This window comes from Brevundimonas sanguinis (assembly GCF_029636725.1).
Lineage (GTDB): Bacteria > Pseudomonadota > Alphaproteobacteria > Caulobacterales > Caulobacteraceae > Brevundimonas > Brevundimonas sanguinis.
This window is the reverse complement of sequence record NZ_CP116770.1, coordinates 2,134,116-2,148,447: the sequence shown is the minus strand read 5'-3', so window position 1 is coordinate 2,148,447 and position 14,332 is coordinate 2,134,116. Positions and strand designations below refer to the sequence as shown.

Sequence of the window (14,332 nt, the reverse complement as noted above, 5' to 3'; positions counted from 1 at the left end):
GAGGCTTTAACTATGTAACGCTATGGGTGACGATTGATTCTTCGCCGCCCTGAGCCTCATCCATGACCGCCTACCGGGCCCGCCTGACGGAAAGCGACATCCGGCGCCTGATCAAGTCCGACGTCGAGGACGAACGGGCGGCGGCGGCGCACAAGCTGTTGCGCAGCATCGATCGCATGACGCTGGACGAGGCCGAACGGGCCGCGGCGCAGAAGATTCTCACAGTGCTGGCCGTCGATGCGGCTGAACTGGTGCGCCGCGCCCTGGCGGTGACGCTGAAGGCCTCCAGCCTGATGCCGCGCGACGTGGCGCGCCGCCTGGCGGCCGATGTGGACAGCGTGGCCCTGCCGGTCATCAACTGCTCGCCTGTCTTTTCCGACGATGATCTGATCGAGATCGTCCGCGCCGGGTGCGCGCTGCGTCAGGCCGCCGTGGCCTCCCGTCCAAAGGTGCCGCGCGATGTGGCGACCGTCCTGGCCGCCGAGGGGCGACAGGAGGCAGTGCTGGCCCTGGCGGCCAACGACAACGCCGACCTGTCCGAGGAAGCGCTGGGCGTGGTGGTCGATCGCTTCGGTCATGCGCCGGAGATCGTATCGGCTCTGGCCTATCGCCAGGTTCTGCCGCTGTCGGTGACCCAGCGTTTGGTGGACCTCGCCGCCGACGCCGCGCGCGAGCATCTGATCACCCGCCACGCCCTGGCGCCTGAAACCGCCATTCGGTTCGCCGATTTCGCGCGGGAGCGGGCGACCGTGGACCTGATCGATCAGGCGCGGACGGCGACCGACCTGCCTGCCTTCGTCGCACGCCTGTATGGGCGAAAGGCGCTGACGCCGTCGCTGCTGCTGAGGGCGCTGGCGCGCGGGCAAATGAGTTTGCTGGAGCACGCCCTGGCCGAACTGGCCGGCACGCCGCATCACCGCGCCTGGCTGATGGTGCACGATGCGGGGCCGCTGGGGTTCAAGGCCCTTTATGACCGGGCGGGGATGCCGCCGCGACTGTTTCAGGCGTTCCGCGCGGGCGTGGACACCTGGCGCGCGCTTCAGGCCGAGGGCGGCGACACTTCGGGCGAGCGCTTCCGTCAGCGCATGCTGGAACGCTTCCTCAGCCAGCGTCCCGACGCCGCGCGCGAAGACCTGGCCTATCTGATGGAGCGTCTGGATCGCCCGGCGCCCGAGATGCAGGCAGCGGCCGGCGCGGCATAGAAAAAGGGGCGTCCGACCGAACGCCCCTTCGTTATCTACGAGACTAAGGCCTCAGCCGAGATGCTCGGCCACCCGCGCTTCCAGCGTCTCGGCCAGATCGCGTCCCACCGGGTGTTCGTCGGTTTGAATCTCATCGCGCACCACGGCCTTGATGGCGTCGATATGGGCGTCAACGAGGGGCAGGGGCGCCTGCAGCCGCTTGTCCGCGTCGTCCAGTATCCGGCACAGGGAGCCGGCGATGCGCGTCACCAACGGATATTGATAGGTCGCGCCGAGGCCTTTCAGATCATGGGCGCGGAAATACAGCGCCTCGGCCGTTTCGGCCGTATAGCCCTTTGCGCGGATGTCGGCCTGGGCCTGATCAAGCTTGGTCAGTTCGTCCTGCAGCCACTGGCCGAACTGGGACGACATCGCCTTCAGCGCCTCTTCCGCCTTGGCGATGGCGTTGGCGTCAATACCGCCGAAGCCGCCGCCCACCTTGGCGCGCAGGGCGTTGGGCGGGCGAAAGACGTTGGACGAATTGCTCACGGGCGGACTCCTGAACTGTAAAATCCAATCTGCCGCGAGAGTTCTAAAAAATCGTGACGTTCAGGAGGCGAACTGCTCGGCCATCACGCGCTCCTCATAGGACCGGCCGGCGTCGAACAGCATGGTCAGGGCGATGTCGCGACGCTCGCGCACCTCGACGCGCGTGACGCGCCGCACTTCGAAGTTGTCGGCGGTGGCGCTGACGGGGCGCTTGTCGGCCTCCAGCACCTCGAAGCGGACGCGGGCCGTGTGCGACAGCAGCGCCCCGCGCCAGCGCCGGGGACGGAAGGCGCTGATGGGGGTCAGAGCCAGGCTGGGCGCATCGAGGGGAATGATGGGCCCGTGCGCCGATAGATTATAGGCGGTCGATCCCGCCGGCGTCGCCACCAGACAGCCGTCGCAGGTCAGTTCTTCCAACCGCACCTTGTCGTTGATGCTGATGCGCAGCTTGGCGCTCTGGCGCGTCTGGCGCAGCAGGGAGACCTCATTGATCGCCAGGCCGCTGTGGACCTGACCGCTCTCGGTCCAGGCGTCCATCTGCAGCGGATGCAGCACGGTGCGATCCGCCTGGATCAGGCGGTCCAGCAGGTCGTCTTCCTCATAGTCGTTCATCAGGAAGCCGACCGAGCCGCGGTTCATCCCGTAAACCGGCGTCTGCAATTGCAGGTTGTTGTGCAGGGTTTCCAGCATGAAGCCGTCGCCGCCCAGGGCCACGATCACCTCAGCCTCGGCGACGGGAACGGAGCCATAGCGTTCGGTCAGCCGCAGGCGCGCTTCTTCGGCCTCGGGCCGGTCGCTGGCGAGGAAGGTGACGGCGGTGGGGCGGAAGGGCTGGCTCACCAGCCTAGGCAAGCGGAGCCGGGGCCGCCTGTCAAACGGGATGACCGTCTTCAGGCGCCATCAGCAGCTGGAATTCATAGGCCGCCTGCGCCGCCGAGCGATGCGCCAGGCGCCAGTCGCCGCCATCGGGATCATGCGGGAAGCCGTTGTTCATCCGCCGCACCTCGTTCAGGACTGCAGGGAAGGCCGCGCGATCGAGGCCCGCAGCGGTGCAGGCCAGAAACAGCGGGCGGGCGGTGTCGGCCCGCAAGGCGCGACGCACCTGATCCAGATCCAACCGGGCCAGGCGGCTCAGGGCGTGGATGAAGACCTCCAGTCGGTCTTCGCGCAGGGCGCGGATCAGGGTGGCGGGCCGAAGCTGGTCCGAGGCCTGAAGCTTGGCCGTCAGGCGGGCGGCGGCGACGTCGGCGGGCGCGGTTTCCTGTGCGGCGGTGTGCGCCGCCTCGGCCAGCCGCGCTGGATCGAGGGTGAAGCGGTCCATGATGGCCTGGCGCAGGGCCTCGCCCACCCACTGATACAGGCGCGCGCCCAGTTCAGGCGTCATCTGCGGGTGGCGGGCCAGGGGCGCGCGCAGGGCGGCCAGTTCCCGCGACCGGCTGACCAGTCGGCTCATGCCTTCGGCGCCCAGGGCCGCCGTGCGGTTCGAGGCCAGCGCCGTCAGCACGGTCGGATCGTCGGCGCTGATGATGGCGCGGGCGACGGCGGCGCCGAGGCCAGGCCTCAACGCGACCTGGATGCGGTGATCTAGCGACGCCTCGGCCAGCAGGGTCAAAAGGTCGTCGTCCTGCAGCAGGGGGCTGGCCGCGATGACCGGGCGGGCGATTTCTATGGCGTCGGCGGCCAGCATTCGCACCAGGGCGACGGGAACCCAATCCGCATCCGCCAGTCGTTCCGACAGGGCCTGGCGAATATCCGCCTCAACCACACGGACAAGAGCGATGAAGGCGTCGCCGAGCGCCTGGGGCGCGCGATCGCGCCCTCCGGTCGAGCGATACAGATCCGCCACGCCGATCAGCAGGCCGTGCTGACGCTCCGGCGGCTGTCCCTTCGCCAGGTCGACCAGTTGTTCAAGACTGTTCAGAGGCAGGGCGCCGTGCGTCTGCGGTCCGTTGCGCGTCACATTGGTGGGTTCCACGTCGCCCTCGCGGAAGAACTGCCTGCCCCTGAGGCGAAGGCACCTTGAGGCGGGGCTGTGAAAACAGGGTTAACGAAGTCTTGGGAAAGCGCGGCCTTGCGTCTTGACGCCGACGCCTGCCGGGGGGACGTTCACCTGAACGCTGATCAGGGGAGTGGTCATGGCGGATGGGATAAGCGGGGCGCCCTCGTTGCAGGGGCGGGTTTCGGAAGACGAATGGCGCACGCGCGTCGAACTGGCGGCCCTTTATCGGCTGGTGGCTTTGCACGGGTGGGACGACATGATCTTCACCCACATCTCGGCCCGCGTCCCGGGGCCCGAGACGCATTTTCTGATCAATCCCTACGGCTGGTATTTCGACGAGATTACAGCGTCGTCGTTGGTAAAGGTCGATCTGGACGGCAACATTGTCCAAGAGACCGACAGCTTCATCAATCCGGCGGGTTTCACCATCCACTCGGCCGTCCATGCGGCGCGCGAGGACGCGCATTTCGTCATCCACCTGCACACGGTGAACGGCGTCGGGGTGGCGGCCCAGAAGGACGGCCTGCTGCCCATCAGCCAGAACGCCTGCCTGTTGCAGCATCAGGTCGCCTACCACGGCTATGAAGGCCTGGCGCTGAACCATGACGAGCGCGAGCGTCTGGTCGCGGACCTGGGCGACCGGTCGCTGATGCTGCTGCGCAATCACGGCACGATGGCGGTCGGCAACACGGCGGCGCAGGCCTGGGTCGGCATCTTCTTCCTGGAACGCGCCTGCGCCCAGCAGGTCGCCGCCCTGTCGGCCGGTCGCGACAATGTCCTGATCGCCCCGGACGCCGCTCAAGCCGAGACCAAGGAACAGGGACGCGGCATCGGCTTCGTCTCATCCCTGGCCTGGCCCGGCGCTCTGCGTCAGCTCCAGCGAAAATCGCCCGGCTACGACGCGTGAGGCCGCTGGGGGGCGGATCAAGGCGCAGCCCGATCGGCCTTCTGGCCGGTCTGGCGTGCATCGCTGTCGGCTGCCCGGCCCATGCGGGCGCCTGGAACCTGCCCAAGGGAGAAGGGCAGGCGATCGTCAAATATGAGACCATCCGCGCGGACCAGGCCTTCACTTCCGATGGCGAACGGGTTGACCTGTCGCACGACCGGCTGGACCGCTCCCTCTCCATCTTTGCCGAGTATGGGCTGGACGACCGCTTCACCCTGCAGATGAAGGGCGAGTGGCAACAGGGGCGCGACGCCTTCGTCGACTATCAGGGACGCGGCCCGATTGAGATCGGCGTGCGCTGGCAGGCCTATCGCGATACGCGCAACGCCGCCGCCGTCTATGTCGGCTACGCTCAGGGCGGCGAGGGGCGCAACGCCGGCTATGCGCCGCCCGGCGCCGGCGATCACGACTGGGAGGCGCGGGTGATGGCGGGGCGCAGCCTGGGCGCCGACGGGCAGGGCGGCTTCATCGAGGCGCAGGCGGCGCGGCTATGGCGCGCGGGGCTGAATGACGAGACGCGGCTGGACGTGACGGCGGGCCTGTATCTCGCGCCGGACTGGCTGCTGCTGGGCCAGGCCTATGCCGGAGCGGCGGATAAAGACGGGCCGCGCTGGCTTTCGCTGGAAACATCAGTCGTGCGACGACTCGGCGATTGGAGCCTGCAGGCCGGCTGGCGAACGGCGGTCGCAGGGCGCGAAACTCCTGCGGGGCAGGGGCCCGTTATCGGAATTTGGCGACGCTTTTGAAGCAAATTTGCGCGACGGAATCAGAGAGGACCCTCGTTACAGATACGTTATTTGCGTAACGGCGATGACCCGTTAAGCGATAGCGCTTGTTGTGGGGGAGACTGCGTCGCGTGTTCAAACGCCATTTTTTCATTATCGGCGCGGCCTGTCTGTTGGGGCTGATGATCGTCGCGGCGGTCTTGAAGATCGCCTTCAGCGACGGCGGCGCAGGCGATCGCAAGGGTCCGCGCGGGCCGGGCGCCGGGCGCGGCCAGGTGGTCGCCGAGGTCGTGGCCCAACGTCGTGAGTTTGCGGACCAGATCCGCGTTTTGGGCGTGGCGCGAGGGCGTCGCTCGGTCAACATCACCTCCAACACCACCCAGTTGGTGACCCAGGTCATGTTCTCTGATGGGCAGGCCGTGGCGGCGGGCACGCCCCTGGTCGAGTTGCAGGCGCGTGAGGAAGACGCAGACCTGATCCGCACCCGGGCCCAGCTGGAGAACGCCCAGCGCGAGTACGACCGCTACCGCATTCTTGCCGAGCGCGGCGTAGCGCCGCGCGTCATGGCCGAGACGGCGGAAACGGCTCTGAAGACGGCGCAGGCCGCCGTGGCGGCGGCGGAAGCCCGTCGCGGCGACCGCATCCTGCGCGCGCCTTTCGCCGGCGTGCTGGGGCTGACCTCTGTGACGCCGGGGACCCTGATCTCGCCGGGTTCGGTCATCACCACTCTGGACGACATCAGCGGCGTGCGCGTCGATTTCCCGCTGCCGGAGCGCTATCTGGGCGTGCTTCCGGTGGGGGCGTCGCTGACGGCCACGACGGACGCCTTCCCTGGCGAAGAATTCAACGGGCGCATCGCCTTGTTGGACACGCGCGTCAACGAACAGACCCGCGCTATCATCGCCCGCGCTGAATTCACCAACCCTGGCAATCGCATCCGCCCCGGCATGATGATGCGCGTCGCCGTTCAGCAGGGCCGCCGCCAGAGCCTGGCCGTGCCTGAGGCCGCCGTTCAGTATGAAGGGCAGGGCGCCTTCGTCTATCGCATCGCGCGCGGCGAAAAGGGCTCTACCGCCCAGCGGGTCGAGGTCCAGACGGGCGCCGTCGAGGGCGGCTATGTCGAGATTGTTTCGGGGCTGGCCAACAACGACCACATCGTCGCCTCAGGCCTGAACCGCATTCAGCCCGGCGCTCATGTCACCGTCGAGGGTGAAGCCGCTCAAGGGCGTGCTCCGAGCAAGGGCGGCGCCCGCGCGACGCAGGCGGCCCGCCCATGATGCTGTCCGATGTTTCGGTTCGGCGCCCCGTCTTTGCGGCGGTGGCGGCGATCGTCCTGTGCGTCATCGGCCTGGCGGCCTTCTTCTTCCTGCCGGTGCGCGAGCTGCCAGACGTGGACCCGCCGATCGTCTCGGTCAGCACCGGCTACGCGGGGGCCTCCGCCGAGGTGATCGAAAGTCGGATCACCGAGCCGATCGAGCAGCAGATCGCCGGGATCCAAGGCGTCCAGCGTATCAACTCGACCAGTCGCGACGGCCGATCCAACGTCAACATCGAGTTTTCGCTGGATCGCAACATCGACGACGCGGCCAACGACGTGCGCGACCGCATCTCGCGCGTGCTGGGCCGTCTGCCGGACCAGGCGGATCCGCCCGAGGTGGCCAAGGCCGACTCCGACAGCCAGCCCATCCTGATCATGTTCCTGCGTTCCACGACGATGGATCGTCTGGAGCTGACCGATTACGCCCGCCGCTATCTGGTCGACCGCTTCGCTACCGTGCCGGGCGTGGCCCAGGTCAATATCTTCGGCGAGCAGCGCTACGCCATGCGTATCTGGCTGGACGCCGGGGCGATGGCCGCGCGCGGCCTGACCGTCACCGACGTCGAGACCGCCCTCAACAACCAGAACGTCGAACTGCCCGCCGGCTCGCTGGAGTCGGCGCAGAAGGACTATACCGTCCGCGTGGCGCGCAACTACGCCGACCCGGCGGATTTCGCTCAACTGCCGATCGGCACGCGCGGCTCTGCCTCGACCGCCACCGGCGCGCAGGCGTCCGGTACTCTGGGCGCGGCGTCGGCGGCCATGACCAATGGCGTCACCGGCGCCCTGATCGGCAACGCCGCCTATGTCACCCGGCTGGGCGACATCGCCCGGATCGAGGAGGCGCCCGCCGAAGCGCGCCGTCTGTTCCGCGGCAACGGCATCGACCAGATCGGCCTGGCCATCACCCGTCAGGCCCAGTCCAACGACCTGCAGATTTCTGAAGGCGTGCGTAAGCTGATGGAGGAGGTGGGCCCCAGCCTGCCGCCGGGCACGACGCTGGAGATCGGTTCGGACAACTCGGTCTTCACCTCCCACGCCATCGACGAGGTGTGGGTGACGATCGGCATCTCCATGGCCCTGGTGGCTCTGGTCAACTTCATCTTCCTGGGCAGCCTGCGCGCCGCGATCATTCCGTCGGTCGTAGCGCCCATTTGCCTGCTGGCGACCTTCATCGTCCTGGCGCCGCTGGGCTTCTCGCTGAACCTGCTGACCCTGTTGGCTCTGGTTCTGGCGATCGGCCTAGTCGTCGACGACGCCATCGTCGTGGTCGAGAACATTCAGCGCCGCCTTGACGGCGGCGAGCCGCCGCTGGTCGCGGCTGAGCGCGGGGCGCGCCAGGTCTTCTTCGCCGTGGTGGCGACGACCGTCGTCCTGCTGTCCGTGTTCGCGCCTCTTCTGTTCCTCCCGGGCTACGTCGGACGGCTGTTCGTCGAGCTGGCGGCGGCGATTGCGGCGGCGGTGGCCTTCTCGGCCTTCCTGGCGCTGAGCCTGTCGCCGATGCTGGCGTCCAAAATCCTGAAGCCGGCGCAGACCGGCGGCTGGGTCGCGCGACGCGTGGATGCAGGCATGGAAGCGCTGAAGCGGTCCTACGCCGCTTCGCTGGACGCCTTGCTGGGCCGCCGGGTCGCTGTCGGCGGGGTGGCCGCTTTGATCGTCCTGGTGGCGGCGGGCGCGACCGGCATCTTCCTGCATCTGCCCAACGAACTGGTGCCGAACGAGGACCGCGGCCGCGTCACCGTGCGGATCGCCGGGCCGGAAGGCACGGGCTTCGACTATACGCGCGAGATCATGCTGGGGCTCGAGCCGCTGCTGGCCGAGTATCGCGAGAACGGCGAGGCGGCCAACTACATGATTTCCTCGCCAGGGTTCGGCGGCTCCGGCTTCAGTTCGGGCAGCGCCGTGCTGAACCTGGCTGACTGGTCCGAGCGCGACCGCTCGGCGGACGAGATCGCCCAGGAGCTGAACGGCAAGCTGCGCAACCAGACCGGCGCACAGGTCAACGCCTCGACGCCCGGCGCCTTCCAGCGCGGCGGTGGCAACTCCAACTCGATCGACATGATCGTCACGGGGTCGGAGTATTCCGCCATCTATAACTGGCTGCAGCCGATCCTGGCGGCGGCGCAGGACAACCCCGGCTTCTCGCGTCCGCGCCTGAACTATGAGCCGAACGCGCCTCGCCTGCTGGTCGACGTCGATCCGCAGAAGGCGGCGGCGCTCGGCGTCTCGTCACAGCAGATCGGCCGCACGCTGGAGACCATGTTCGGTTCGCGCCGCGCCACGACCTACATCAAGGGCGGCCAGGAATATGACGTCATCCTGCAGACCGACCGCGACAGCCGCCGCGAGGTTTCGGACCTTGAGGCGCTCTATGTCTCGACCGGCACGGCGCAGCTGGTGCCGCTGTCGGCGGTGGTCACCACCAAGACTTCGGGCGACACGCCGGATCGTCGCCGTCTGGATCGCCAGCGCGCCATCACCCTGCAGGCCGACCTGAACCCCGGCACCACCATCGATGACGCCGTTCAGTTCCTGATGGCCGAGGCCGCCAAGCAGCCGCAGGGCGTGACCAATATCCGCTGGGGCGGCGCGGCCCGCGACCAGCAGGAGGCGGGCAGCGCCGTGGGCTGGGCCTTCGCCCTGGCTCTGCTGCTGGTCTTCCTGGTGCTGGCGGCCCAGTTCGAGAGCTGGATCACCCCGGCGGTCATCATGCTGACGGTGCCGCTGGCGGCGGCGGGCGGGCTGTTCGGCCTGCTGATGGCGGGTTCCAGCCTGAACATCTACAGCCAGATCGGCCTGATCATCCTGATCGGCGTCGCGGCCAAGAACGGCATCCTGATCGTGGAGTTCGCCAACCAGCTGCGCGACCAGGGCCGGAGCATCCGCGAGGCCATCATCGAGTCCTCCAGCTTGCGTCTGCGCCCGATCATCATGACCTCGATCGCCACCGCCTTCGGCGCCCTGCCGCTGGTGCTGTGGCAAGGCGCGGGGGCGGGCAGTCGTCAGACCATCGGCGTGGTGATCTTCACCGGCGCCATGTTCGCCACGGTGCTGACCCTGTTCGTGGTGCCGGTGATCTACGGCGTGCTGGCGCGCTTCACCAAGTCGCCGGAATACACCGCCCGCAAGATCGAGGAGTGGGAAGCGCAAGAGAAGCGCCAGGGCGTCCAGCCGGACATGAGCCCGGCGGAATAGACCGCTCTGGTCCTTGCATATGCGAAGGGCGGCGGATCTCCATGGTCCGCCGCCCTTTTGCTTGTCTGGCTGTCTCGGCTCACTCGGCCTGGGGTTTGAACCCCGTCTCGACCTTCAGGAAGGCGATGACGTCGCGGCGGTCCGTGGCGTCGGGCAGGCCGGCGAAGCTCATCTTGTTGCCGGGCAGGAAGGTGCGGGGGTTCTGCAGCCAGTGGTCCAACGTCTCGGCGTCCCAGGTGAAGCCCGCCGTGCGCATAGCGTGGGAATAGCTGTACTTTTCCTTTGCCCCGGCCTTGCTGCCGAACACGCCATAGAGGTTGGGCCCCGTCATGTTCGGCCCGCCCGGCGTGATGGTGTGGCACGACCGGCAGCGCGCGAAGGCGCGGCGGCCGTTGTCCAGGTCGGCCTCATTATAAGGCGCGGGCAGGGCGGCGAGCAGGGCCAGCTTTTCGGCTTCGCTGGGCGACGGCACCTTGGGCGCGGCAGGCGCGTTGTCGGCTGCGGGCGCGGCGTCGTTCGGGCCGCAGGCGGCCAGCGTCAGCACGGCGCTCAGGGCGACAGCTGGGGCCGCGATGTTGCGGATCGAAGGAAAGGACGAAAGACGAGACATGACGCACTCCTAAGCCAACGATCATGCTTACCCCATGAAGGCGCCGCCGCAATGGACAGCTTGTCCAAGCCAGCCAGGAGCGTCAGCGCCCGGTGGTCAGCTTCACAACGACATGGGCGGTGGTTTCGATGATGGCTTCGGGCGTGTCGGCGCGGCGCATCAGGTCGAAACCGGCGGCGACGGACTCCACCAGGTTCGCGGTCTCATAGGAGGCCAGGCGGGGATTCAGGCCTTCGGGGTGCAGGCCGTTGGCGTGGGCCTGGGCGATGCGGCGCTCCAGCGCCAGGTGAAGGCGACGCAGGCGCCGGATACGGCTTTCGGCGAAGGCGGGCTCGCCCATGTCGGCCAGCATCTGTTCGACGCGCAGCACCGGCCCGTGGTCGTTCCAGAGGTTCAGCACCTCCAGCACATACGCCCGCGCGGCCTCGAACGCCCGGTCGCCCGACCAGTCCGCGTGGATGTGGGCGGCCAGCCGCTGAAAGTCCTCGCCCGCCTCTTCGCACAGCAGTTGCAGGCCTTCCTCGACCGAGGCGAAGTAGGTGTAAAAGGTCGGCGCCGATACGCCCGCCGCCATGGCCACGTCGGCGGCGCGAATCTCGCCCAGATGTTTGGTGTTCAGCAGGGCGCGCAGGGCGTCCAGCAAGGCGCGGCGGGTGCGCGCGCCGCGCGTTCGGATCCTGTGACCCAGTTTGTTGGTCGTCTCGGACATGGGGGAGGCCGCGAGAGTGGTGCCGGTTGCAGGAATCGAACCCGCGACCTTCGGTTTACAAAACCGCTGCTCTACCAGCTGAGCTAAACCGGCGTGGCCCGCCTTATGCTGGCGGAATCTCTTTGACGCAAGCACACTGATTGAATGCCCACGCTGCCCTATCTCGCGCCCATCGTCATGCTGGCCCTATCGAACGTCTTCATGACCTTCGCCTGGTACGGCCATCTGAAATTCGGGGCCAAGCCGCTGTGGATCGTGGTCTTGATCAGCTGGGGCATCGCCTTCTTCGAATACTGGCTGGCCGTGCCCGCCAATCGCATCGGCCATCAGGTCTATTCGGCGGCCGAGTTGAAGACCATGCAGGAGGTGATCACCCTGCTGGTCTTCGCGATCTTCTCGGTACTCTATCTGGGCGAGAAGCTGACGGTCAATCACCTGATCGGCTTCGCCCTGATCGCCGGCGGGGCCTTCTTCATCTTCAAAGGGCCGATGTAGGAGACGCTCAGTCGAGCGCGGCGGCGATCTTCCGGGCCAGGATTTTCAGCTCTTCGGCGTCGGCCATCGGGGCGTGGCCATGGCCTTTCATCGGGCGGTCGGACCAGCGCGGCACGATGTGGAAATGCAGGTGGAACACTGTCTGGCCGCCTGCGTCGCCGTTGAACTGCATCAGGCTGAGGCCTTCGGGCTTCAGCGCCTTCTCGACCGCGCGGGCGGTGCGCTGCACGGCGGCCGTCAGCTTGGCCAGCGCCTCGGGTTCGATCTCCAGGATGTTGCGGGCGGTCGAGGTCTTGGACACGATCAGGACGTGGCCCTCGGACTGGGGGAACACGTCCATGAAGGCCAGGACGTCGTCGTCCTCCCACACCTTCACGCTGGGCATGTCGCCGCGCAGGATCTTGGCGAAGATGTTGTCCGGGTCGTAGGCGCCGTGAAGGCTCATGGAAGTCTCCTTCGGGATAGGGCGGCCAGCCTAGCAGGCGATCCGGCCCGACGCACGGAGCGGAACGCCGCGATATGCGCTTATATGGTCAAGGTTCAACCGACGGAGGCGTCATGCTGGGTTTCATCGTTCAGGCCGTGGTTACGGCTATCGGCCTGTGGGCTTCGGCCAAGCTGGTGCCGGGAGTAGAGTTCACCTCGACCGGCTCGCTGGTCGCGGCGGCGATCATTCTGGGCCTGGTCAACGCCTTCGTGCGGCCGTTGATGGTGATCCTGACTTTGCCGCTGACCATCGTCACCTTCGGCCTGTTTCTGCTGGTGGTGAACGCGGCCATGATCGGGCTGACGGCCATGTTCCTGGGCGGCTTTGTCGTCGACGGTCTGTGGGCGGGGATCGGGGCGGCCATCGTCACCGGCGTAGTCAGCTGGATCGCCGGCGCCCTGTTCGGAGGCATGGCTGATCGGGCCTGACGATCTATCCTGAAGGCCTTTGACGAGGCCGCTCGGATGCTGTCGCGGGCGACGGGACGGCGTTCCACGCTCATTCAGGACGAGGCCGGGGGCGCCGGGAAGCGCCGCCTTAGCTGGGACGCACCACCATGCAGGTGACGCGGCGTTCCGACAGGGCTTCGCACGCCGCCTCGGCCGCCTGCTGGGTCATGCCGGTGAAGCGCGAGCGATACCAGCCGTTGGCCGTCTGCACGTCACGCTGGGCGTTCGAGAATTGGCCGGAGAAGCGGCGGCTGATGTTGTTCAGCCAGTCGCGGGCCACGGCTTCTTCGCGGAAGGCGCCGACCTGGACGGTCCAGCGACCGGCCGGAGCAGGGGCGGCGGCCCGCGCGGGGGTGTTGCGGGTCGCACGGGCAGGGGCCGCCGACGTCGCAGCCGATCCGCCGTTCAGCGCGGCGGTGAGGTTTTCGGGCGGGCGGTTCTCGGCGCGGCGGGCCGACGGCGGCGGCGTCACCTCGGTCGGCAGGCTGCGCGGCGGCGGACCGGAGACATAGGCCACTTCGGTCGAGCCGCTGGCGCCTTCGCCGTCCTCGTCGGATAGGGAGGCGTAGGCGACCGTGGCGGCGGGCTCGCTGCTGATCCCATAGCCGCGCTGTTCGAAGAAGGCCTGAGCCAATTGGATGGTCTCGCCCTGACTGCGGCGACGTTGGACCTCGAAGCCGGTGTCCATCAACTCAGCAACGTGAGCGTTGCGGCTGGCGGTCGAGCGTCCGCCCATGACGATGGTGATCAGCCGCTTGCCGTCGCGCACGGAAGACGCCGCCAGATTATAGCCCGAGGCGTTGGTGAAGCCGGTCTTGATGCCGTCATAGCCGCGCCCGGTGGCCAGCAGGCCGTTGGTGTTGCGGTAGTCGCGGCCCTTGTAGAACCAGTCGTGCAGGCCGAGGTAGCGATAGTATTGCGGATAGTCGCGCATCACCGCGCGGCTAAGGATCGACAGGTCGCGCGCCGTGGTCGCCTGGCGCGTGTCGGGCAGGCCGTTGGCGGTGGTGAAGCGGGTGTGCTCCATCCCCAGCTCGCGCGCCTTCTCCGTCATCATCTGGGTGAAGCGGCCTTCGGAGCCGCCGATGTGTTCGGCGATCACCACGGCCATGTCGTTGGCGCTGCGGACGGCCGTGGCGCGCATCGCGTCGTCCAGACTGATCGTCTGACCGGCCGCCAGGCCCAGCTTGGACGGCGGCTGAGAGGCCGCCCGAGGCGAGACGGTCAGGTTGTCGTCCAGCTTGACCTTGCCCGACTCCAGCGCCTCGAACGCCAGATACAGGGTCATGACCTTGGTGATGGAGGCCGGATACCGGCGAGCATCGGCAAAGCGTGAGAACATCACCTCGCCCGAGGCGGCGTCCACCACAATGGCCGCGTATCGGCTGTCCGAGGACTGGGCTTCCGGAGGAGCGACGCCGACCGTCGGCGTCAGGACGATGCCCCCCAGGACCAGGGCGGCCAGGAAGCGACGGCGGAAGAGGGCGTTCATGGGCAAGCTACTAGCCTCGTCACTGTGGCGCGAAGACGGCTGCGATCACGCACGTTACAAACGCTAACATCGGCTCGCCCGGTTTCGAGAGGGTTAACGGCGCGTCAACAGACTTGTGATCGCTCCTGCGAAGTCGGCAGGAAGGTTATCAATGATAATATTGTGCAGCGCACAATT

14 protein-coding genes and 1 tRNA gene are annotated in these 14,332 nt (G+C 67.5%); 7 read left to right on the top strand and 8 right to left on the bottom strand.

All coding sequences use genetic code 11. The features are described 5' to 3' along the window. Positions 1-62 precede the first annotated feature (62 nt). On the top strand, positions 63-1,202 hold the full coding sequence (spbR, locus tag PIB44_RS10715) for a SpbR family protein (RefSeq protein WP_253122337.1): 1,140 nt from the start codon (positions 63-65) through the stop codon (positions 1,200-1,202). A 51-nt stretch (positions 1,203-1,253) separates the two neighbouring features. On the opposite strand, the gene PIB44_RS10710 is transcribed toward spbR, so the two are convergent. Genes PIB44_RS10710 through PIB44_RS10700 form a run of 3 tightly spaced genes read right to left on the bottom strand, consistent with a single transcriptional unit; the run spans position 1,254 to position 3,705 of the window. Next, the gene (locus PIB44_RS10710) at positions 1,254-1,730 is read right to left on the bottom strand and encodes an Hpt domain-containing protein (RefSeq protein WP_134581334.1); all 477 of its coding nucleotides are present in this window, start codon (positions 1,728-1,730) and stop codon (positions 1,254-1,256) included. A 60-nt stretch (positions 1,731-1,790) separates the two neighbouring features. Next, positions 1,791-2,570: an NAD kinase gene (locus PIB44_RS10705; RefSeq protein WP_025977604.1), complete on the bottom strand. Its 780-nt coding sequence runs from the start codon at positions 2,568-2,570 to the stop codon at positions 1,791-1,793. Positions 2,571-2,601: 31 nt separating this feature from the next. Further along, complete coding sequence (locus PIB44_RS10700) at positions 2,602-3,705, bottom strand: DUF2336 domain-containing protein (RefSeq protein WP_278069358.1); 1,104 nt, start codon at positions 3,703-3,705, stop codon at positions 2,602-2,604. A gap of 160 nt (positions 3,706-3,865) precedes the next feature. Here PIB44_RS10700 and PIB44_RS10695 point away from each other — a divergent pair, with 160 nt between their 5' ends. The 4 genes from PIB44_RS10695 (at position 3,866) to PIB44_RS10680 (ending at position 9,913) form a co-directional block, all read left to right on the top strand. After that, positions 3,866-4,636 (top strand): class II aldolase/adducin family protein, encoded by a 771-nt coding sequence (locus PIB44_RS10695; RefSeq protein WP_025977602.1) that lies wholly within the window; start codon positions 3,866-3,868, stop codon positions 4,634-4,636. After that, positions 4,633-5,421: a hypothetical protein gene (locus tag PIB44_RS10690; RefSeq protein WP_134581332.1), complete on the top strand. Its 789-nt coding sequence runs from the start codon at positions 4,633-4,635 to the stop codon at positions 5,419-5,421. Before PIB44_RS10695 ends, PIB44_RS10690 begins: the two co-directional genes overlap by 4 nt. A gap of 110 nt (positions 5,422-5,531) precedes the next feature. Next, a complete protein-coding gene (locus PIB44_RS10685) occupies positions 5,532-6,677 on the top strand; it encodes an efflux RND transporter periplasmic adaptor subunit (protein ID WP_278069357.1) in 1,146 nt (381 codons plus the stop codon). Further along, positions 6,677-9,913 carry an efflux RND transporter permease subunit gene (locus PIB44_RS10680; RefSeq protein ID WP_035302429.1) on the top strand — a complete coding sequence of 1,079 codons (3,237 nt, stop codon included), beginning with the start codon at positions 6,677-6,679 and terminating at the stop codon, positions 9,911-9,913. Before PIB44_RS10685 ends, PIB44_RS10680 begins: the two co-directional genes overlap by 1 nt. Before the next feature lie 79 nt (positions 9,914-9,992). Here the strand turns inward: PIB44_RS10680 and PIB44_RS10675 are convergent, their stop codons facing one another. The 3 genes from PIB44_RS10675 to PIB44_RS10665 all read right to left on the bottom strand — a co-directional run bounded on the left by PIB44_RS10675 (position 9,993) and on the right by PIB44_RS10665 (position 11,325). Further along, positions 9,993-10,523, bottom strand: coding sequence for a c-type cytochrome (locus tag PIB44_RS10675; protein WP_278069356.1), 531 nt, complete (start codon positions 10,521-10,523; stop codon positions 9,993-9,995). 82 nt (positions 10,524-10,605) lie between these two features. Next, complete coding sequence (locus PIB44_RS10670; RefSeq protein WP_134581330.1) at positions 10,606-11,232, bottom strand: TetR/AcrR family transcriptional regulator; 627 nt, start codon at positions 11,230-11,232, stop codon at positions 10,606-10,608. Between the two features lie 17 nt (positions 11,233-11,249). Beyond that, a tRNA-Thr gene (locus PIB44_RS10665) sits at positions 11,250-11,325 on the bottom strand. 51 nt (positions 11,326-11,376) lie between these two features. Here PIB44_RS10665 and PIB44_RS10660 point away from each other — a divergent pair. Next, positions 11,377-11,727: a DMT family protein gene (locus PIB44_RS10660; RefSeq protein ID WP_278069355.1), complete on the top strand. Its 351-nt coding sequence runs from the start codon at positions 11,377-11,379 to the stop codon at positions 11,725-11,727. A 7-nt stretch (positions 11,728-11,734) separates the two neighbouring features. Here PIB44_RS10660 and PIB44_RS10655 read toward each other — a convergent pair whose 3' ends face one another. Continuing rightward, on the bottom strand, positions 11,735-12,172 hold the full coding sequence (locus tag PIB44_RS10655) for an HIT family protein (protein WP_025977595.1): 438 nt from the start codon (positions 12,170-12,172) through the stop codon (positions 11,735-11,737). Between the two features lie 113 nt (positions 12,173-12,285). Here PIB44_RS10655 and PIB44_RS10650 point away from each other — a divergent pair, with 113 nt between their 5' ends. Then, complete coding sequence (locus tag PIB44_RS10650) at positions 12,286-12,642, top strand: phage holin family protein (protein ID WP_025977594.1); 357 nt, start codon at positions 12,286-12,288, stop codon at positions 12,640-12,642. Between the two features lie 109 nt (positions 12,643-12,751). On the opposite strand, the gene PIB44_RS10645 is transcribed toward PIB44_RS10650, so the two are convergent. After that, positions 12,752-14,155 carry a D-alanyl-D-alanine carboxypeptidase gene (locus PIB44_RS10645; RefSeq protein WP_278069354.1) on the bottom strand — a complete coding sequence of 468 codons (1,404 nt, stop codon included), beginning with the start codon at positions 14,153-14,155 and terminating at the stop codon, positions 12,752-12,754. Positions 14,156-14,332 lie beyond the last annotated feature (177 nt).